Source organism: Stenotrophomonas sp. YJH_SMC_65 (assembly GCF_059369475.1).
Genome location: NZ_JCAFSR010000013.1, coordinates 38,001 through 59,967, shown reverse-complemented (window position 1 = coordinate 59,967; position 21,967 = coordinate 38,001). Strand labels below are relative to the sequence as shown.

Genomic DNA, 21,967 nt, shown 5'->3' with positions numbered 1-21,967 from the left:
GGCCGATGTCAGCCCGGATGCGGTCTGTTTCGAGTGTCCGTCAACGTGGCATGGCGGTGATCGTCGCCCTGCTGGTGGTGGCACTGGTGGCAGTGATTGCCACTGCACTGCTCACCCGGCAGTCGGCCCAGCTGCGCGCGCTGCGTGGTGACCAGCTGCGCGCACAGGTACGCATGGCCGTGGACGCAACGCTGGAACGTGCGGCGCAGCAGCTGCGTGAGGACGCAAAGGAACAGCTGACCACGGTGCGCAGCGGGCGCTGGGCGCGCCCATTGGAGCTGCAGGCGCCGTTGCCGGTGCAGCTGCAGCTGGTCGATGCGCAGTCGATGTTCAACCTGCGCAATCTGCTTGCGCATGGCAGGCCGGACCCCGAGGCGCGGCGCGCGTTCATCGCGTTGTGTGCCGGGCAGGGGCTGGGCCAGGGCGCCTGCACATCCGCCGCGGACCACATCCAGGCGCGCCTGCGCGATGGCGACATGCAGGCGCAGGCGCCGCTGCCGCGCGAATCACTGATCGAACAGGCGCTGCCGGGTGCCGATCCGGTGGCGTTGCAGGCGCTGGCGCGACGCACCGTGGTGTTGCCGGCACAGACCCTGGTCAACGCCAACACCAGCGACCTGCGCGTTCTGCAGGCGGTGACGCCTGCGGTCGAGCCGGCACGGCTGCAGGCGCTGCTCGGTGAGCGCGACGCTGGCCATTGGCTGCTCAATCGCGGCGACATCGCCAACCGACTCCAACTGAGCAACGAACAGATGGCGGTACTTCCCTTGGGTATCCATAGCGAGTGGTTCCTGGCTGTCGGCCGGGTGCAGGCTGACGGCAGCGCGGTTGATTTCCGCGCGCTGCTCTGGCGCGAGTACCGCGACGATGGCGTGCGTGTGCAACGCGTGTGGACGAGGATCGGCGCATGAACGGGCAGCTTCGGGTGCGCCTGCCGACGCTTGAGGGTCTGCACGCCGACAGCGCGGTGGACTGGGCGCAGCTGCACAAGGGCGAGGTGCTGGCCCACGGTTGCGCCACGCTGGCGGCGCTGGGTCTGCGGCATCCGCGGGCTGCGGTGCATGCCTGCCTCGATCCGAGCGACCTGATCCTGCTGGAACTGCAGCTGCCACCGTTGTCCGGGCGCCGCCTGCAGTTGGCGTTGCAGGGTGAGGTGGAGGCGATGTTGCTGGATGACCTGCAGGACGTCGCGCTGGCCCACGGTGCGCAGGCGGCTGACGGCACGGTTCCGGTGGCCTGGCTCGGCCAGCAGGCGGTCCTGCAGGCGCAGCAGTTGCTGGCTTCGTGCGGACTGCAGCTGCAGGCACTCCATCCGACGCCCCTGCTGCTGCCCTGGCAGGACGGACAGGCCACGCTGCAGGTCAGCGGCGAGCACCTGCTGGTGCGAAGCGGGCGCGATCGGGGCTTCGTCCAGTGGTATGGCGGACGTGATGCGTGTGCAGTCATGCAGGCGCTGGCCGTGCGCCTGCGACAGGCCGGCGTGCAGGCCGTGCAATGGATCGGCAGCGTACCGCCGGCGTGGCCGGACAGCCTGCCGGCCACCGCCGTCATGAAGGAACGGCAGGCATGTGGCGCTCTGCCGGGGTGGTCACTGCCGCTGCCCGGTGCGGGTCGGCAAGCGCCACGCCTGGCAATCGGCCTCGCGTTGGCGGCAGTGCTGCTGGCCGCGCTCGGCCTGCAGCTGCAGGTCTGGCGTTGGCGGATCGAGGGCGAGGCGCTGCAACAGGACATGGCGCGGCAGTTCAGCGCACGCTTCCCGGAGATCACCGATGTGGTGGATCCGGTGCTGCAGGCAAGGCGTGCTCTGGCGGTGCCGCCACCAGCGCCACCGTTGCCGCCGTTGCAACGGCAGGTAGCCAGCACGCTGCTGGCGGTTCCGGAACTGGCCGGGCAGGTGCGCAGCCTGCATTACCAGCCCGGCCAGCTCGACATGGAGCTGGATGCCGATGCCCAGGCATTGGCCGACGATCCGCAGCGGCTTGAGCACTGGCAGCAGGCGCTGCAGGTGCAGGGCCTGCTGCTGGCGCGCGACGCCGGTGGGCCCCTGCGGGTGAGCGGAGCGGGACAGTGACGGCCCGCACCCTGCGGCTGGGCGGGGGGCTGGCCGGCCTGCAGCAGCGCTGGCAACGCCTGCCACCGCGCGACCGGCGGATGCTGTGGGTGATGGTGGTGGCGCTGCTGGTGGCGGGCCTGTGGTCGTTGTGGCTGGAGCCACTGCTGAAGCAGCGCACGCACTGGCAGGCCGAGCTACCGCGGCTGCAGGCGCAGTCGCGCGCACTGGCACCGCTGCTGCGCGTCCGTGAGCGCCAGCAGCTGGCGCAGGGCCAGCATCCGACACTTCCTGGGCTGCGCGATGGAATCAAGACCGCCGGCCTTGCCGACGGCCTGCATATCGAAGCGCGTGACGGGCGCTGGCACCTGCAGGTGCAGGCGGTGCCCGCCGATGCGCTATGGAACTGGCTGCTGCCGCTGCTGGCCGACCCGGCCATCGAGCTGCAGCAGCTGCAACTGACACGCACAGGGGACGCGAACATGCCGGCGGCACGGATTTCCGGAAACATCGTGATGGTGGCCACCGCGGGTGCCCATCCATGAGGGCGATGCGCAGCCTTGCCTGCAGTACTGCATTGGCCCTGATCGTGGGCATGGCCCACGTGCCGGCGCCGGTGGCAGCGCAGGACACACGCGATGAGCCGGTGCAGCTGAACCTGGTGGATACCGATATCGGTGGCGTGCTGCGGATGGCGGCACGGTTCACCGGCCGCCAGTTCCTGGTCGACCCACGGGTGACCGGCAAGATGACGGTGGTCTCCGATGGCCCGGTCAGCCGTACCCAGGCCTATCAGCTGCTGCTGGGCGCGCTGCGCATGCGCGGCTTCGCCGTGGTCGAGAATGGCGGCGTCAGCCGGGTGGTGCCGCAGGCCGACGCCAAGCTGCTCGGTGGCCGGGTGGGCAGTGGCGGTGCAGGAGGCGAGGTCGCCACGCGCACCTTTCCGCTGCGCTACGAGAACGCCGCCGCGCTGGTGGCGGTGCTGCGGCCGATGATCAGCCCGGACAATCCGATCACGGCGAACCCGGGCAACAACACTCTGGTGATCACCGACTATGCCGACAACCTGGAGCGCATCGCGCGGGTGATCGCCAGCGTCGACACGCCGGCCGGCATGGACACCGATGTGGTGAAGCTGCAGCAGGGCATCGCCGTAGACGTCGCGGCGATGGTCGCGCCGCTGCTGGATGCGCAGGGCGCAGAGCCCAGCCAGAAGGTGGTGGTGATGGCCGACCCGCGCAGCAACAGCGTGCTGCTGCGTTCCAGCAGTCCCGGGCGCACCCGTCTGGCCCGGCAGCTGGTGGAGAAGCTGGACCGCGCGCAGGACGAGTCCGGCAACCTGCATGTGGTCTACCTGCGCAATGCCCAGGCCAATCAGCTCGCCGGCGTGCTGCGCGGCGTGGTTGCGGGGCAGAGCGATGCGCCGGCAGTGGGCAGCAATGAAGGCATCACGCCACTGCCTGGCGATGCAAGCCGTTCCGCACCGGCGCAGCCGTCGCAGCCACAACAGGCCAGGACCGGCAGCAATGCGCTGGAATCGCAGCGGCTGGATCCGAACCGCCGCGACCCGATCGACGCCGGGAGCACCGGCTTCAGCCAGAACGGCATTTCGGTACAGGCGGACGTGGCCACCAACACGCTGTTGATCTCGGCGCCGGAACCGGTGTACCGCAACCTGCGCCGGGTGATCGACCAGCTTGACCAGCGCCGTGCACAGGTGCTGGTGGAAAGCCTGATCGTGGAGGTCAACCAGACCGACGCGGCCGAACTGGGCGTGCAGTGGATGCTGGGCAATGGCCGCACCTTCGGCGGCACCCACTTCGGCGGCACCAGCGGTGGCAGCGGGCTGAACACCACCGCGCGCACCACCCTGGACGTGCTGCCCAAGGATGGCCTGAAGATCGGGGTGATCGACGGCACCATCAACTTGCCCGGCGTCGGCCAGATCCTCAACATGAAGGCGCTGGCCAACGCGCTGCAGAGCAAGGGCGGTGCCAACATCCTGTCCACGCCGAACCTGATGACGCTGGACAACGAGGCGGCCAGCATCATGGTCGGGCAGACCGTGCCGTTTGTGAGCGGCCGCTACGTGACCGACGGTGGCGGCGGCAGCAACAATCCATTCCAGACCATCGTGCGCGAGGACGTGGGCCTGAAGCTGCGGGTACGCCCGCAGATTTCCGAGGGCGGCACGGTGAAGCTGGACATCTACCAGGAAGTCAGCAGCATCGATGCGCAGAGCGCGAACAGCACGGCCGGCATCATCACCAACAAGCGCGCACTGGATACCAGCGTGCTGCTGGACGATGGCCAGATCATGGTGCTGGGTGGCCTGCTGGAGGACAGCGTCAGCCAAGGCCGTGACGCGGTGCCGGGGCTGGGGAAGATTCCGGTGCTGGGTGCCTTGTTCCGCAGCGACACGCGCAGGCGCGCCAAGACCAACCTGATGGTGTTCCTGCGTCCGCACGTGGTGCGTGACCCGGCCGCCGGCCAGCGCCTGACCCGCGACCGCTATGACTACATGCGCAACGCGCAGGCTGGCGCGCAACCGGTGCAGAGCTGGGCATTGCCGGCGCTGTCGGCACCGCAGCTGCCGCCGCAGGACCTTTCTGTACTCGGCCAGGGCAATGCGCGCGATGGCCAGGGCCAGCCGCTGCAGAACACCAGCCTGGCAGTGTTGTATCCGGCCGGTGACGGCGATGCGCAGCTGGTGCAGTTCGCACAGGGGCTGGACCCGACCCGTGCCCGCCAGGGCGTGGCGCAGGTGCGGGCGCTGGGCCTGCAGGCCTATGCCGAGGCGACGCCGGGCGAGAGTGGCCAGCGCCTGCGGGTGCGGCTGCCACGCGACCCGGCGACGCTGGACCCGGCACTGCAGCAACTGCGCGGGCTGGGCTACACGCCGGAACTGGTGATCGGACCGTGAGCGCCGCCGCGCCACTGCCGTACGCCTGGGTGCGCAGCCATGGGGTGATGCTGTCCGAGGTTGGCGGTGAGCCTGTGCTGCTGGGTACCGTCGATACCGCAGCGTGGGCTGTGGCCGAACTGCGCCGCCGGCATGGACCATTGCCCTTCCAGGCACTGGATGCCACGACGTGGCAGCAGCGGTTGGCTGAGCAGTACCGTGACGGCGGCGACGCCGCTGCCGTGGTCGGTGCCGCCGAGAGCGAAGTCGATCTGGACCGGCTGATGCAGGACATGCCGGAAGTCACCGATCTGCTGGACGCGCAGGATGATGCGCCGGTGATCCGCATGATCAACGCGCTGCTGGCGCAGGCCGCACGTGATGGCGCCAGCGATCTGCACATCGAGCCGTTCGAGACCCATTCGGTGGTGCGCTACCGGGTGGACGGCACGCTGCGCGACATGGTGCAGCCACGGCGCGCACTGCACGCAGCGCTGGTATCGCGCATCAAGATCATGGCCCACCTGGACATCGCCGAGAAGCGCCTGCCGCAGGACGGGCGCATCGCGATCCGCGTGGGTGGGCGTCCGCTGGATATCCGAGTCTCCACGGTGCCGACCGGGCATGGCGAGCGCGCCGTGCTGCGACTGCTGGAGAAGGATGCCGGCCGTCTGCAGCTGCAGCGCCTGGGCATGGCCGATGACACCCTGGCCACGTTCACCGGATTGATCCGGCAGCCGCATGGCATCGTGCTGGTCACCGGCCCGACCGGTAGTGGCAAGACCACCTCGCTGTACGCCGCGTTGGGCCAGCTCGACAGCAGCACCAGCAACATCCTCACCGTGGAGGACCCGGTGGAGTACGACTTCGCCGGCATCGGCCAGATCCAGGTGAACGCGCGCATCGGCATGAGCTTCGGCACCGCGCTGCGCGCGATCCTGCGCCAGGACCCGGACACCATCATGATCGGCGAGATCCGCGACCTGGAGACCGCACAGATTGCGGTGCAGTCGTCGCTGACCGGCCATGGCGTGCTGGCGTCCCTGCATACCAACGACGCGATTTCGGCAGTGACGCGCCTGGCCGACATGGGGGTGGAACCGTTCCTGCTGGCCTCGTCGCTGCGCGGTGTGCTGGCGCAGCGGCTGGTGCGGCGGCTGTGCACCCACTGCCGGCGTGCCGAGGTGGATGGGGACGGCCGTACCGTATGGCGCGCGGTGGGTTGCGCGGCCTGTGCCAACAGCGGCTACCGGGGGCGTACCGGCATCCACGAGTTGTTCGTGGTGGACGATCGCGTGCGTACGCTGATCCATGAAGGGCAGGGTGAACCTGCACTGCGCGAGGCGGCGCGGCGTGCCGGCATGCGGACCTTGCGTCAGGACGGCCAGCGTTGGGTCGACAGCGGGGTGACCACGCTGGAAGAGATCCTGCGCGTCACCGGCGACGACTGAGGCTTGCATGGCGCTGTTCGACTACCAGGCCGCCAACGCGCAGGGCCGCATCGAGAAGGGCCAGCTGGACGCTGACAGCCCGCGCGGTGCGCGGCAGTTGCTGCGCGGTCGTGGGCTGACACCCGTGCAGGTCAGCGTGGCGCGCAGTGCCGGCAGTGGCTGGGCTGCCCGGCGGCTGTCTGCCAGCGAGCTGGCCTGGGCCACGCGCCAGCTGGCCAGCCTGCTGGCCGCCAGCCTGCCGTTGGAAGGCGCCTTGAGTGCGGTGATCGAGCAGGCCGAACGCCCGCACGTGGCCCAGGCGCTCACCGCAGTACGCGCCGACGTGCGTGCCGGCCAGCGCCTGACCGTGGCGCTGGCAGCGCGGCCGCGCGATTTCCCGCCGATCTATCGGGCGCTGGTGGGTGCAGGTGAGGATTCCGGCGATCTGGCACGGGTGATGGAGCGCCTGGCCGACTACATCGAAGAGCGCAATGCGCTGCAGGCCAAGGTACTGACCGCCTTCATCTACCCGGCGGCGATCAGCCTGGTATCAGTGGCGATCGTGATCTTCCTGCTCAGCTACGTGGTGCCGCAGGTGGTGACCGCGTTCGTTCAGGCACGGCAGACGCTGCCGATGCTGACCCAGGTGATGCTGGCCGCCAGCGCGTTCGTACGCAGCTGGGGCGTGTGGGCAGCGCTGGGCATGGCTGCGCTGGTGGTGGCCTGGCGGCTGGCATTGCGGCGGCCGGAACTGCGCCTGCGCTGGGACGCGATGCTGCTGCGGGTCCCGATGGTCGGGCGCTTCGTGCTGGGTGTGAACAGTGCGCGCTTTGCCTCGACGCTGGCGATCCTGCTGGACGCCGGTGTGCCGCTGCTGCGTGCGCTCGAAGCGGCGCGGCAGACGCTTGGCAATGCGTTGCTGGCGCGCTGTGCCGATGATGTGGCTGCTCGCGTACGCGAAGGTGCGGCACTGGGTGCTGCGTTGAAGGTACAGAAGGTCTATCCGCCGATCCTGGTGCATCTGGTGGCCAGCGGCGAGAAGACCGGTTCGCTGGCGCCACTGCTCGAACGCGCCGCGCAGACGATCTCGCGCGAGATCGAGCGTCGCGCGATGGCGCTGACCGCACTGCTGGAACCGACCATGATCCTGGTGATGGGCGGCGTGGTGCTGACGATCGTGCTGGCCGTGCTGATGCCGATCATGGAAATGAACCAGCTGGTGCAGTGATGCGCAACGCGCATCACGGGTGGAGTCGACTGTCAGTCGACTGCTTCCCAAGCACACTTCGACAGGACCAGCGCTCCGTGCACCAGTCGACGAACAGTCGACTCTACCCGGTCGCCGTCTTCGATTCTCCACACAATCCTCCACACCTTTTTCCGATCTTCCACAGGTTTCTTAAGCGGCCTGTCATCGGCGCGGACCAGCATGGACACGTCGCCGCAGAGTGGGCTGGGAGGCCCTCGGCGGCAGCAGGCGTGTAGTGACCGTTCCTCCCTTGGTGTTTCCCTTCGCAGTAAACCCTTCAGGAGAAGATCATGAACAAGTGCAAGACCCTGGCCGCGCTGGTTGCCACCGCGCTGCTCGCTACCGTGGGCGCCGCCTCGGCGCAGACCGTGACCGGCGGCGGTGCCTCGTTGCCGGCCGACCTCTACAAGGGTTCGTCCGACAGCATCCTGCCGGCGAACTTCAGCTACGCCGTGACCGGTTCGGGCACCGGCAAGAAGGCCTTCCTGGAAAACAACTCGCTGCTGTTCTCGACCACCGGCACCGTGCACTTCGCCGGCAGCGATTCGGTACTGAGCGGCACCGAGCTGAACACCTACACCACCAACTTCAACCAGCCGACCAATGCCAACCGCTACGGCGCGCTGATCCAGGTGCCGTCGGTGGCCACCTCGGTCACCATCCCGTTCAACAAGGCCGGTTCGGCGGTGAACCTGAGCGTGGCGCAGATCTGCGGCGTGTTCTCGGGCGCGATCAGCGACTGGTCGACCATCGATGCCAACCGCAGCGGCCCGATCCAGGTGGTGTACCGCGCGGAAAGCAGCGGCACCAGCGAAATGTTCAGCCGCTTCCTGACCGCGGCCTGTGCCGCTGAGAATGCTGACACCTCGAAGCTGGTGGGCGGCAAGTTCGCCATCAAGTCGACCTTCGCCGACCTGTACAAGCGCGATGCCAACGGCAACCTGCCGGCGTTCCTGGTGGCCGCCCCGGCCACCGGCGGCACCTCGCTGTACAACACTGTCTACGCGGCTGAAGGCCGCATCGGCTACGTTGGCCCGGACGTGATCCCGAACCTGACCGATGCGACCAAGGTCGCCAAGGTCAAGGGCTTCTCGCCGGACCAGGTGAGCGTGCAGGCCACCCTGGACACCGTCGCTCCGCCGACCGGCACCGATGCAGAGAACCCCGCCAACTGGGTGCCGGTGTTCGGCAACCCGTCGGCCGGCTATCCGATCGCCGGCTACACCAACCTGGTGATCGGCCAGTGCTACAAGGATTCGAGCGTCGCCACCAGCCTGCGCGGCTTCCTGGCGCGCCACTATCCGGCGACCTACACCGTCGCGTATGAGAAGTCGATCACCGACCACGGCTTCATCCCGCTGACCAAGGCCTGGCGCGATGCGATCCGCAACCGTTTCGTGCTGGCCAGCAGCACTGCCGGCCTGAACAACCCCAGCACCTGCGCCGGCATCGGCCGTCCGCTGTAATCCGCAGCACGGGTTGAATCCTGCTTGACCCGACGCCGGCCTCTGGGCCGGCGTCGCCATTTCCGCGACGGTGCCGCTGTTGCAGCGTTTGGCTGTCGGCTTCGTCTCGCGTGAACCGTCTATCAATGGCAGGGCATGCGTTGCGTGTGCCTCCCCGATCGTCGCCGCAGCTGCGGCCCACCAGGTTGATGAGGTTCCGATGTCGCACCCGCTCCCGTCCGCTGTTCATCCGACCGCGTCGATGCGCCGCAATCATCCGATGGCGTGGGCCATCGCGGTCGCACTGGGGAGCATGGTAGCCCCGGCCAGCCAGGCGCAGCAGGCGTTCACTCCGGGCTGGTTCGCCGAACGGGGTGCGGCCCAGGGCAGCGCGGCACAGAGTGGCCGGATGCCCAACGGCGTGCCGATCCAGTTCCAGTTGCCGGCCCAGCAGCAGGATGCGGCACGGCAGAAGCTGCAGCAGTCGATCGACAATCTTGGCACTGCGGCGCAGGCGATTGCCCTGCAGCAGCGCCTGCAGGAACAGGCCCGGCAGGCGCGCCGCGAGGCTGGCTTCATCGTCGCCGATGGCCTCGGCAAGGACGGCCTGAGCGTCGACCAGAACCCGCTGACCCGTGGCTGGCTCAATGCGCGCGACGCGATCCAGTCGCAGGGCAGCGACGGGAGGGTGCAGGTCACGGTAGAGCAGACCGCGGACAAGGCGATCCTGAACTGGGAGACCTTCAACATCGGCGGCAACACCACGCTGAATTTCCTGCAGAACCCTGACTGGGCCGTACTGAACCGCGTCAACGATCCGCAGGCGCGGCCCAGCCAGATCCTGGGCCAGCTGAAGGCCAGTGGCACGGTGTTCGTGGCCAACCGCAACGGCGTGGTGTTCGGCAACAACAGCCAGGTCAATGTACGCAATCTGCTGGCGGCTGCAGCACGGATCAGCGATGCGCAGTTCCGCGACAACGGCCTGTACAGCCCCGACGCCAGCAGCAGCGCGCTCAGCGATGCATTCGGCAAGGTCATGGTGGAGCGGGGCGCGCGCATCGCGACCCATGAGCCGACCAGTGCGACGCGCGGCGGTGGCTACGTGCTGCTGGCCGGGCACAGCGTGGACAATGCTGGCCAGATCGAAGCGCGCAAGGGCCAGGTGCAGCTCGCAGCAGGTGACAGTTTCGTGATCCGGCGCGGCGTGGGTACGGCCACCAACACCAGTTCCACCACCCGCGGCAATGAAATCGCGCCGCGCTTCATCGCTGGCAGCAGGGCTGGCAGCGTGCGCAATACCGGTCTGCTGCGCGCACTCGAGGGTGACGTGACCCTGGCCGGACGCAGCGTCGAGCAGGCCGGTGTGGCCGTGGCCAGCACCACGCTTGCACAGCGCGGCACCGTGCATCTTCTGGCCTCGGCCAGTGATGCAGGCAGCAGCGTCACGCTTGCTGACGGAGCCACCACGGCGGTGCTGATCGAGGACGATGGCAAGACCACGGTGCTGGATACGCAGCGCGACGCTCTAATCAAGGAATCGGCCGAGCAGGACGCGATCCGCGCTGGCGCGCGTTCGGCAACCTTCGACAATCTGTCCCAGCACAATGATCGCCGGGACCAGTCGCGGGTGGAGATCGTCTCGGGTGGCAACATCCATTTCAGCGCGGATTCGCTGACGGTTGCCACGGGCGGCCAGATCATTGCCGATGCGGCGGCCCGTAGCTACGTGGACGATGCCGCGCGCGTGGACGTGTCCGGCGCAGTGGGCGTGCAGGTGTCGATGGAGAGCAACAATGTCCAGGTCAAGGTGCAGGGCAACGAACTGCGCGATGCCCTGGACAACCGCGACAGCGGCAAGCTGACCAGCAGCGAAGTCTGGGTCGACCGCCGCAGGCTGGTCCACGTTCCGGCCGGTACCGGGGGCTACGAGGGTGAGCGCTGGTACGCCGCAGGCGGCTTGCTGGAAGTGGGGGGCTACCTCGACAACCAGGGTCACTCGATCGGCGAATGGGCTGCGCAGGGAGGCACCGTCCTGCTGGGCGGCAGGGAAGTGATCACGCAGGGTGGCTCACGCATCAACCTTGCCGGCGGCAGCCTGGATGTGCAGAGCGGCGTGGTCCGGCAGAGCTGGGTGCGCGGCGTTGATGGCCAGGTCTACCGTCTTGATGAGGCGCCAGCGGAGATGCTGTTCGATGGCCTGTACAGCGGCCATGAGGTGAAGCAGGAACGCTGGGGCATCACCGAGACCTTCCGTGATCCGATCGTATTCGCGGCGCAGCGGGTCGATAACGGGTACACGGTCGGCCGCGATGCAGGACGGCTGATCGTCTCCGCACCGACCGCGGTGCTGGATGGAAAGGTTGAGACTGCCACCTTCCAGGGCGCGCAGCAGAACCGCAGGCCGGATGCCGCGCTGGATGGCTATGCACAGGCGCAGACGGCGGTCGCGCGCAATGCACAGTTGTACCTGGGGCGCTACGACGGCCAGGGCCGCAGTGGTGTGTTCGGCTCGGATGTGCGCCTGGGTGACAAGGCTCCGACGAAGACGGCGTGGTCGCTGGCGGCTCCGGTCAACGAGGAGCGGCGTGACACGGTGTGGCTGGATATCGCAGAGCTGAGTGCCCAGCAGTGGGGGCGGATCGACCTGGCGACCGCCGATCGCATCCGCATCGACGGCAGCCTTCGGCTTCAGGCCGGCGGGCAGCTCAACCTGACCGGCAGCGAGGTGGAGCTGGCAGGCGACATCGGCATTGCCGGCGGCCAGTTGTCGGCGGGCAACCTGCTGGATGTCCAGGGCCGGCCGACGGCGCTGCTGCACGATGGCCGCGCCCGCACCGTCATTGCCGACGGCACGCGGATCGACCTCTCCGGCGAATGGAGCAACGCCTCACTGGCGATGCCGCGCGACGCGAGCGGTGCCTGGACGGATGGCGGCCGCCTGAGCCTGGGCAACAGTCATGACGTGGCCGTGGGCGCCAAGGCAACGGTTGAGGTCGAGGCCGGTGCTGCGCTGGACCTGCGCGGCAAGGCCCATATCGGCAAAGGCGGCAGCGTCAGCCTGCAGGCGAACAGCAGTACGGTGACGACCGACGGCAGTGGCCGGGTGCAACTGGGTGAGGGAAGCCGGTTCAGTGGTCGAGGACAGGGCGGTGGTTCTTTCTCGCTGGGGACCGGTGGCCAGGTGCGGGTGGGCGATGCGGACCTGGCGGGCGCGTCGCTGCGACTGGACCCCGGCCTGTTCGGCAGTGGCTTCGCGCAGTACGACATCAATGGCCACCACGGCGTGGAGGTGGCCGATGGCGCGCGGCTGGTCGCTGCCCTGCCAGGCCTGCGCCTGACCCAGGACGCGCGGATGGCGACCGACCGGGCGTCCGCACTGGCGGCGTGGGACGCGCCGCTGTACAGCGCCGATCCGTCGAGCGGGCGCGTCAGCCAGCGCGCGGGTGCGAGCATCAGCCTGCGTTCGGAGCGCAACAGCGTGGGCGGTGACCTGCGGGTCGGCAAGGATGCACTGGTGGCGGTCGATCCAGGGCAGACGATCTCGCTGCTTGGTGCGGGCAACATCGATGTTGAAGGCACGCTGCGCGCGAAGGGCGGACGCATCCTGATCGACGATGTGCGCCCGGAGAACGCGCTGTACGCCGGGCAGCGCACCGAACGCACCTGGCGTTTCGCCGAAGGCGCGCTGCTGGATGCCGATGCAGACGCGATTTCGCTGCCCGATTCCAGCGGCCGTCTGCGCGGGCAGGTGCGCGCGGGTGGACGCATCGAGATTGGCGGGGCGCTGGACTGGGAGACCACAGCGTTCGTCGACAACCGACCACCGGAAGCCTTCGTGGTGGTCGAACGCGGTGCGCGCCTGCAGGCGCGGGGCGCGTCGGCCGAGCTGGACGTCGACGGCCAGGGCCGCGTGCGCGTGGACAGCGATGGCGGGCAGATCGTGCTGCGCTCGGCCAATGCGCTGTACCTGGACGGCGGGATGGATGCGGCCGCCGGCGGTGCCGGCGCACGCGGCGGCACCCTGGGGCTGGCCTTTGGCGGCAGCATCCATGCACGTGGCGCCAGCGAGGAGGTACTGCGGTCACGTGCGATCACCCTCAGCCAGCACAGCGCACCGGGGCAGCCACTGCCGGCCACATTGGAGTATGGCCACGCCGCGTTGTCGGTCGAGCAGCTGCAGGCTGGCGGTTTCGACAATCTGTCCGTGTTCGGTGACATCCGCGCGGTCGGCGACGTCGACCTGCGCCTGGCCCAGAGCCTGCGCATCCACGGCCAGGGTACTTCGAGCCTGGGCATGGCCGTGGATGCCGGGCCATCGTCGGGGCTGCGACTGAGTGCGCCCTACGTTCGCCTGGCGCAGGCACGCTGGCGCCAGATGCCGGGCGAGAACCTGCAGGGCACCGCCGCGGTCGCTTCGTCCGGGCCGGAAGATCACGCGCTGGCGGTGCACGCCGGGCTGATCGACATCCGCGACGTCACCTGGCTGCCGGGTTTCAAGCATGTGGCGCTGGAAAGCCGCAGTGACGTGCGCCTGACCAACGGCATTGCCAGCAGTGGCAACACCAGCGCGTTGATGACGGCTGGTTCGATGGACGTGACCGCTGCGCGCCTGTATCCCACCACAGGCGCGGTCGGCACGCTGGTGGCCGGCGCGTCGGCGCAGACCGTGCAGACCGCTGATTACTGGTCCGATCCGGATGCCGTGCTGCGCATCCACGGCACCGGTGCGGACACGAAGCCGGCGCCGGAATCGGCGCTGGGTACGCTTCGCCTGGTGGCCGCCACGGTGCAGCAGGGCGGCAACGTACAGGCGCCGATGGGCACGCTGCAGCTGGGTGGCCTGATACAGAACGGAACCGTCGGCAGCCGGGTGGAACTGCTGCCAGGCAGCGTAACTTCGACCAGCGGCGCCGGCTTGTCGCTGCCCTATGGTGGCACCGTCGATGGTGTTGACTGGCGGGTCGGTACGCGCAGCCTGGGTTCGCTGACGCCGGCCGGCATCTCCTCGATGGGGGTGACACTGAAGGCCAACGAGATCGAGGTGGCGCCGGGGGCCCTGCTGGACATGTCCGGCGGTGGTGAGTTGACCGGCGCCGCCTTCGTGTCAGGACGCGGTGGCTCTGTCGACGTCCTGCGTACGGCGTTGGCCGACGCCAACCCGCGCTACGGGTTCAGTGCGTCGGGCAACCCGGTGTACGCGATCGTACCGGGACGCGCCGGGGCGTTCGCCCCCAGTGGCGAAGAAGGGTTCGCAACTCCGGCGGTGGGCCAGCAGATCACCGTGCCGGCTGGCGTGCCCGGCCTGGCGGCCGGCACCTACACGCTGATGCCGGCAAGCTATGCGCTGCAGCCCGGCGCATTCCGGGTGGAGCTGGGCGCCACCGGCACCTCCGGCATCGTGCAACCGATTGCGACCGGCACCGGCACCTGGCGTGTGTCCGGGCAGCAGCGCACGGCGCTGGGCGCGGCAATCTCGCCGTTGCTCACCGACATCCTGCTGACTCCCGCGGCCGTGGTACGCCGGCACTCGGGCTACAACGAAACCTCCTACAACAGCTTCGCGCAATCGGTAGCTGACCGCCGCGGCGAGTCGCGTGGCTGGCAGACCATCGATGCGCTCGGGTTGACCCTTGCGCTGGGCGAAGGTGCAGGTCGTGCAGACACGCCTGCCATCCACTTCGCCGGCACCGCGCGGTTCGCGGCTGCCACCGACAAGGGGCGTGGTGGCACGCTGGCAGCCACGTTGGCGAGCCCGGCGGTCGGTTCGCTGGAGATCGTCGATGGCAGCGCGCCATCGCAGGCGCGTGATCGCGGCGCCACCTTCAGCGACGACGCGCTCAATGCCTTCCTGCCGGCGCGGATGATGATCGGCGGGCAGTTCAACCAGGAGGCCTCGCAGGTTGCGGTGACCGGCCAGGCGCGCAGCGTGGCGATCCGTTCCGGCGTCACCTTGAACGCACCGGAAGTGCTGGTGGCAGCGGCCTCCGGTGGCAGTGGCGTGCTGGTCGAGGCCGGTGCGACCCTCGATACACTGCCGTTCGCATCCGCCAACGCGAATGCCAGCGCGACGCTGCCTTACCAGGTCTCCGGCGGCCTGCTGGCGGTGTCCAACCAGCGCCTGAACCTGATCACCGGCACCACCGGGGTGGAGGCCGGTCCGGTGGCGATCGACATCGGCGGATGCCAGGCGGCGTGCGACGGCCAGACGCGGCTGGTTTCCGATGGCAGCATCGCGGTAGCGACCGATGGCGCGCTGCAGATGCGCGACTCGGCCAGCTATGGCACCCGCCAGCTCGGCCTGAGCATGGCGGCGCTGAACCTCGGCAGTGCCGAAGCGATCGCCCAGGCCGCTGCGGCCGGGGCGCTGCCCAGTGGCATGACCATGAACCAGTCCGTGCTGCAACAACTGCTGCGCGGCAATGATGCGACCGGCGCGCCGGCGCTGGACACGTTGAGTCTGGTCGCGCGGGAGTCTGTCAACGTGTTCGGCAGCGTCGACCTGGATGCGCGCGACAGTGCCACCGGCCGCAGTGGCCTGCAGACGCTTGTGCTCGGTGCGCAGGCCATCCGCGGCTACGGTGCGGCGACCGACCGCGCGCGCATCCTGGTGGACACGCTGGTCTGGGACGGCTCATTGGCGGCGGGCCAGGCGCCGGGCAGCGACGCGACGGTGCCGCCGGCCGATCCGATGGTGGACCGGCTCGGGGCCGGGCAACTGGACATCGTCACCCGGCAGCTGCAGCTGGGGCGGGCGCCATTCAGCCGTCCCAGCTCTGAAGTACCTGCGAACCGGCAGGTGCTCGGCTTCAGTGCGCTGAACCTGAGGGCTTCGGAGCAGCTGTCGTTCTCCGCGCAGGGCACGCTGGACGTATTCCAGCAGCGTGGCGACTATCTGGCCGACAAGGGGTGGCAGTACAGCGGAGGCAACCTCGGTATCGATACACCGCTGTTGGCCGCCGATCCCGCCGCGCAGCTGCGCGTGCGCACCGGCGGCGACTTCCGCCTGCAGGGGGGCGCCGGCAGGGCGGGTGGCGATGCACTGGGCAGTGAGCTGAGCATCGACGCCAACCGGATCACGCTGGACAGCACGGTCGCGCTGGCGTCCGGACGGCTGTCGGCGAACGCACGCCAGGGCATCACGCTTGGCAGCCGGGCCGAGTTGGATCTGGCCGGACGCAAGGTCTCGCTGTACGACGTGGACAAGTTCAGCTGGGGCGGCGATATCCTGCTGTCCAGCGACACGGGTGACATCCGCGCCGATGCGGCCTCCCGCATCGATGTTTCCGCACGCAACAACCGCGGCGGACGCCTGACGGTCACCGCAATGGCCGGCCGAGCCGATCTGGCCGGTGTTCTGCAGGGTGCCGCCACTGGTCGTTACGATGCCGGTGGCACGCTGGTGCCCTATGACGGTGGCGAACTGGTGGTGCGGGCACGCCAGCTGCAGGACTTCGCCGGCCTCAACCAGCGATTGACTGCCGGCGGCGTCGTCGGCGGTCGCAGCTTCCAGATCGGTGAGGGCGATCTGCGGATCGGCGACGAAGTGAAGGCGCGCCGGGTCGATATCAGCGTCGATGCGGGCAGCCTGACCGTGGCCGGCCGCATCGATGCCAGCGGCGAGCAGGTCGGCAGCATCCGCCTGTACGCCCGCGATCAGTTGCAGGTGGACGGCACTTTGGACGCGCACGGTACCGGCCTGCGCGTGGACAGCCATGGCAAGATCATCGACAGTCCCAACCGGGCCATCATCACGCTGGGCAGCGTCGAAGGTGCCGTCGGCCTGGGCAGCGCGGCGCAGCTGGACCTGCGTGCGGGCAGCGACGTTGCCGTTGGTGGACGTCCTGGCCAGAACGATGGCACCCCGCGCGGCACGCTGAAGATCGATGTGCCGCGGCTGGGCAGCAACGACGCGGCGATTGCCGCGGCCACCGGCCTGCGCATCGATGGCGCGGCCGACATCCAGCTCAATGGTGTTCGCCGCTACGACGATGCGCCCCTGGCAACCACCGCTGACGTGCGCGGCAACCGCGCGCAGCTGGTCACCCAGCAGTGGCTGGACCGGGTGGTCGATCCGCACAGCGTGGCCTGGATCGATGGTGCGCTGGGCAACGCGGATCTGCAGCAGCGCACGCGGGCGCTGGGCGATGTCCGCCTTCGTCCCGGCGTGCAGGTGCTGGCGCGGCGCAGCGACGCCAACCCGGACGGCGACCTGACCATCGCCGGCGACATCGATCTGTCCGGCTACCGTTATGGCCCCGATGCCAACCGCGCCGATCCATCGCGGCGTGGCTTCGGCGAATCGGCCTCGCTGGTGCTGCGCGCCGAAGGCAACATCAACGTCTACGGCAGCATCAACGATGGGTTCGCAGCGCCGCCGTCCACGCCGGATGAGGGCGGCTGGCAGCTGTACGAGGGCCGCAATGGCAGCGCGGGGCACACCCCCTTTGGCGGTGGGCTGGTGGTGCCGGTGGACGGAGTGAAGCTGCAGCCCGGCACCGAGTTCCAGGCCGGCACCCGCCTGAACTATGACGTGCCGGTCGAATCGGTAACGCTTCCGGTCGGTACCGTGCTGCCCGCGCCGATGGTGATCTCGCAGAACCTGCGGCTGCCTGCAGGCACGGTGCTGGGTGCGGCGGTGACCACCGACTCCGGGCAGACGCTGGCCGCGGGCACCGTGCTGCAGGAGCCGCTGATGCTGGCGGCCGGTGCGCGGCTGGGAGCCGGCTTCCGCCTGCGCAGTGCGGTACAGATGGCGGCACAGGAGTGGCCCGCCGGCGCGGTGCTGCCGGTTGCGCTGCGCCTGGCACGCGAAGTCGCGCTCAAGGTGGGCGCGTACATCCCGTCGTTGACCAAGGTGGAGCTGCCCGGCGACGCGCCGGTGAATCTGAGGCCGGCCGATGCCGGCGGCAACCAGGGGCGCAACTGGGCGCTGGCGCCGATGCTGGCCGAGGGCACCACCTCCTGGGACCTGACCGTTGTTGCCGGCGCCGATGCCGGGGCAGCCGACCCACGCAGCCGGCGCTGGGGCAGCGATGGCAGCGTGGTGCTGGCCGATACCCACCAGGGCTCGATCGGCACGGTCAAGACGGAAATCATCTGGGTGGGGGATCGCGCGTTGACCGAGCAGGCATCGTTGGACTGGATCGGCGACACCTCCTATGCAGGCCGTCCGATCGCGGAGCTGGCCGACATGTTCGGCTTCACCGAAGACGAGTTCTGCGCGATGTCGGCCGACTACTGCGGCCCGGCACCCCGCCAGGTGGCCGCGCAGGGCTCGCTGGATTACTGGGGCGACGAGTCCTACGCAGGCACTCCTGCGAAGGACTTCGCCGCGATGTTTGGCATGACCGAAGACGAGTTCTGCAGCACCGCGCCCACCTACTGCGCCGGCGGCGGCACGCAGACCGAAGTGACCACTTACGGCAAGCGCGCAGGGACGCCGGCGTGGAGCGTACTGCGCACCGGCAGGGGCGACATGGAACTGCTCGCGGCCGGTGACGTCGTGATGAAGTCAGGCTATGGCGTCTACACCGCCGGCACTCCCGCCGCGCTGGGTGGGGGCCGCGACGCTGCCTTCAATTCGCCCCGTGCAGCGGCCCCTTGGAACACCGCAGTGCTGGGACCGAACCTGGTGCCGGGCAGCTATGACGCCGCGATGGCAAGCTACCAGGCCTGGTATCCGGATCATGGTGGCAACCTGCGCGTCGAAGCCGGGCGCGATATCGTCGGCGACGCCTGGACCGCGCGCGCAGAGTCGGGCAGCAGCGATCGCGACTGGGCGCTGTACTCCAGTGCCGCGGTCGGCAACTGGCTGTGGCGGCAGGGTACCGGCGGCACCACTGGGGTGGAGCCGGTGCCGACCAGCTGGTGGGTGAACTTTGGCGCCTACACCAACGTGTCCGCTGCCGCTGGCGCCTCTCCACGGATGGTTGGTTTCACCGGCTTCGGCACATTGGGCGGGGGCAACCTGACGCTGGAGGCCGGGCGTGACGCCGGCGTGCGCGATGCGATAGGTGACGCGTTGGTCTCGACGATCGCACCGCGCTCGGGTGCGATCATTGCTGCGGTGGGATCGACCGGCCGGGTCAGCGATGGCCAGCTGCACCTGACCGGCGGCGGCGACCTGCAGCTGCGTATCGGTGGCGCGCTGAATCCGAACCTGCAGGCGACGATCTCCAGCCTCAACCCCTCCAGGGCGGGACAGAATCTCGACCTCAACGGTACCTTCAGCAACCTGCGTGGGAGCCTGCAGCTCGATGCGGGGCGCATCGGTGCAATGGGCGTCACCCTGGAAAGCTACGCGACGCTGGGTAAGCAGCGGGCGGCAGACCTGTTTGCGCCTGACGCCGCCCGCGCGATGGGCGGGCCGGTGCTGGTGCTGGGCGACGCCGCCGCGCAGCTGCAGGCGCGGGGCGATGTGGTGCTCGGCGGCGTCGCCGATGCCGGCCGGGTTCCGCTGGCCAACTACAGCGCGGTGCTGCAGGATGACGGCGCGCGCGCTGCAGGCAGTACGTGGTTCTCCCTGTGGACCGCCAACACGGCCGTGGATCTGTTCAGTGCCGGTGGTGACCTCGCGCCAGGCCTCGCCGGGCCGGAAAACGTGACGGGCAGCAATCTGTGGCGGGAGCAGGTCCAGCTTGTTGTGCGTGGCGGCGATGATCTGCTGAATTACTGGCTCTATCCTTCGCGCTTCAGCGCCATTGCTGCGCAGGGTGACATCAAGCTGGACCGGATCAGCACCACGCCGGGGACGCAGGATGTGATTCTGCTGGCACCCTCGGCGACAGGACGGCTGGACGTCCTGGCCGGCGGAGGCATCTTCGCCCAGCCTGGCGCGACCCAGATCGCGCGCTCGGCCAGTGACGCGCGCCTGCCGGGACCCTTCGACCCGGCATTCATGGCCGAGCAGGGGGATTCCGCAGGCAATGTGACCCGCTCGCGGCACAACCTGTCCGTCGACGGCAACACGGCATCGCCGGCGGGGTCGCTTCCACTGTTCGCATTCGGTCCGAATACGCCGCTGTCCACTGTGTCTGCGGCACTGGCGCCGAGCCGCTTCTACGCGGTGCAGGGCGACATCATGGGTCTGGCCACCGGCGCCCAGCGCACGCTGAATGTCAACGCGGGGCAGCGCACGCAACTGAACTGGTTCGAGGCCGCCGGCGCCGTGCAACTGCGGGCAGGCCGGGACATCCTCGGGGTGTCGATGACCGCGTTGAACACCGCACCCAGCGACATCACGGTGGCGACGGCGGGCCGCGACATCGTGCATCTGAATGCGACCATTGCCGGCCCTGGCAACGTCGAGATCAGTGCCGGCCGCCAGCTGCGCCAGGAGGATGCGGGCAGCATCGCCAGCCTCGGTGGCATCGTGCAGGGCGACACCCGTCCCGGCGCCAGCATCGCGCTGACGGCCGGCAACCAGCAGATCGACTTCGCGGCCCTGCGTGCCCGTTATCTGCACCCTGCCAACCTTGCCGATCCCGCGCAATCGCTTGCATCGCAGCCGGGCAAGGCAGTCAAGGTCTACAACCAGGAGCTGAAGCAGTGGCTGCAGCAGCGCTTCGGCGTGGCGGCCGACGGCGACGGGGCGCTGGCCGCGTTCGATGCGCTGCCGCAGGAACAGCAGCGCATCTTCCTGCGCCAGGTCTATTACGCCGAGCTGCGCGAAGGTGGACGCGAGTATACCGATGCAGAAGGGCCCCGCTTCGGCTCCTACCTGCGTGGGCGCGAAGCCATCGCCACGCTGATGCCGGACAGGAATGCGGCCGGTGCGACGATCGACCGTACCGGCGATATCGTGGTGTACGGTGGCTCCGGCGTGCGTACCGAGGCGGGCGGCAACATCGAACTGATGGCACCGGGTGGGCAGATCGTGATCGGTGTGCAGGGCGTGGTGCCACCCGCCAGCGCCGGCCTTGTCACCCAGGGGCAAGGTGATATCCGGCTGTTCAGCCAGGACAGCGTGCTGCTCGGCCTGTCGCGGGTGATGACCACCTTCGGTGGCGACATCCTGGCGTGGTCGGAGCAGGGTGACATCAATGCCGGTCGTGGTTCGCGGACGACGTTGCTGTACACGCCACCGCGCCGCGTCTATGACGGCTGGGGCAATGTGATCCTGTCGCCGCAGGCCCCGGCCAGCGGTGCCGGCATCGCGACCTTGAACCCCATTGCCGAAGTACCGCCGGGCGACGTCGACCTGATCGCACCGCTGGGCACCATCGATGCGGGCGAGGCCGGTATCCGCGTCTCGGGCAACATCAACCTGGCGGCGCTGCAGGTGCTCAACGCGGCCAACATCCAGGTGCAGGGCGAGAGCAAGGGCCTGCCGGTGCTGGCATCGGTGAACGTCAATGCGCTGGCCTCGGCCAGTGCGGCAGCCAACAGCGCCAGCCAGGCGGCACAGGATGTGATGCGCAAGAGCCAGGACGAGGCACGGCGCAACCAGCCGTCGGTGATCAGCGTGCAGATTCTGGGCTTCGGCAGTGGTACCAGCGCCATCAATCCGCCGGCGCGTGGCAACACTGCCAACAGCGGTTATGACGCCAACAGTGCCTTCCAGTTCCCGCAGGCAAGGCGCGACGAGGGCACGCAGCGCCGATAGGTGCCGTCCTTGGTCGGCACACGTTGCTGCCCACCAAGGTCGGCAGTAGATCCACGCCATGCGTGGATGCGACCGGGCCAGCCGCCACGGAACGGCAGCGGCCCCAGCCAGGATGGCACGGACGGCAGGGAGCGGCCATCAGCGGTGAGGACCACCGACACGGCGCCGCCGGGCGCAGGAGCGCGCCCGGCGGCAGGCTCGGCAGTAGGTCCACGGCATGCGCAGATGCCCGGACCAGCCTCAGTGCCGACCAACGGTCGGCACCCACCAGGGCAGGCCGGGCAGTA

8 protein-coding genes are annotated in these 21,967 nt (G+C 69.0%); all 8 read left to right on the top strand.

Features of this window, described 5'->3' with window-relative positions; all coding sequences use genetic code 11:
• Positions 1-5 precede the first annotated feature (5 nt).
• The 8 genes from gspK (at position 6) to AC5P7A_RS19465 (ending at position 21,680) form a co-directional block, all read left to right on the top strand.
• A complete protein-coding gene (gspK, locus tag AC5P7A_RS19500) occupies positions 6-911 on the top strand; it encodes a type II secretion system minor pseudopilin GspK (protein WP_142234841.1) in 906 nt (301 codons plus the stop codon).
• A complete protein-coding gene (gene gspL, locus AC5P7A_RS19495; RefSeq protein WP_495220521.1) occupies positions 908-2,071 on the top strand; it encodes a type II secretion system protein GspL in 1,164 nt (387 codons plus the stop codon). Before gspK ends, gspL begins: the two co-directional genes overlap by 4 nt.
• The gene (locus AC5P7A_RS19490) at positions 2,068-2,595 is read left to right on the top strand and encodes a type II secretion system protein M (protein ID WP_014647368.1); all 528 of its coding nucleotides are present in this window, start codon (positions 2,068-2,070) and stop codon (positions 2,593-2,595) included. The genes gspL and AC5P7A_RS19490 overlap by 4 nt, the downstream gene beginning before the upstream one ends.
• A complete protein-coding gene (gene gspD / locus AC5P7A_RS19485) occupies positions 2,592-4,973 on the top strand; it encodes a type II secretion system secretin GspD (protein ID WP_126412407.1) in 2,382 nt (793 codons plus the stop codon). Before AC5P7A_RS19490 ends, gspD begins: the two co-directional genes overlap by 4 nt.
• Positions 4,970-6,403 carry a type II secretion system ATPase GspE gene (gene gspE, locus AC5P7A_RS19480; protein WP_495220520.1) on the top strand — a complete coding sequence of 478 codons (1,434 nt, stop codon included), beginning with the start codon at positions 4,970-4,972 and terminating at the stop codon, positions 6,401-6,403. The genes gspD and gspE overlap by 4 nt, the downstream gene beginning before the upstream one ends.
• Positions 6,404-6,410: 7 nt before the next feature.
• Positions 6,411-7,610 (top strand): type II secretion system inner membrane protein GspF, encoded by a 1,200-nt coding sequence (gene gspF, locus AC5P7A_RS19475; RefSeq protein ID WP_197621105.1) that lies wholly within the window; start codon positions 6,411-6,413, stop codon positions 7,608-7,610.
• A gap of 311 nt (positions 7,611-7,921) precedes the next feature.
• Positions 7,922-9,097: a substrate-binding domain-containing protein gene (locus tag AC5P7A_RS19470; RefSeq protein ID WP_014647364.1), complete on the top strand. Its 1,176-nt coding sequence runs from the start codon at positions 7,922-7,924 to the stop codon at positions 9,095-9,097.
• A 199-nt stretch (positions 9,098-9,296) separates the two neighbouring features.
• On the top strand, positions 9,297-21,680 hold the full coding sequence (locus AC5P7A_RS19465) for a putative filamentous hemagglutinin family protein (protein ID WP_495220519.1): 12,384 nt from the start codon (positions 9,297-9,299) through the stop codon (positions 21,678-21,680).
• Positions 21,681-21,967: the final 287 nt, after the last annotated feature.

Excerpts from the sequence above, each read along its gene's own strand:
- gspK (WP_142234841.1), top strand. The coding sequence starts at position 6 with ATGTCAGCCCGGATGCGGTCTGTTTCGAGTGTCCGTCAACGTGGCATG.
- gspL (WP_495220521.1), top strand. The coding sequence starts at position 908 with ATGAACGGGCAGCTTCGGGTGCGCCTGCCGACGCTTGAGGGTCTGCAC.
- gspD (WP_126412407.1), top strand. The coding sequence starts at position 2,592 with ATGAGGGCGATGCGCAGCCTTGCCTGCAGTACTGCATTGGCCCTGATC.
- gspF (WP_197621105.1), top strand. The coding sequence starts at position 6,411 with ATGGCGCTGTTCGACTACCAGGCCGCCAACGCGCAGGGCCGCATCGAG.
- AC5P7A_RS19470 (WP_014647364.1), top strand. The coding sequence starts at position 7,922 with ATGAACAAGTGCAAGACCCTGGCCGCGCTGGTTGCCACCGCGCTGCTC.
- AC5P7A_RS19465 (WP_495220519.1), top strand. The coding sequence starts at position 9,297 with ATGTCGCACCCGCTCCCGTCCGCTGTTCATCCGACCGCGTCGATGCGC.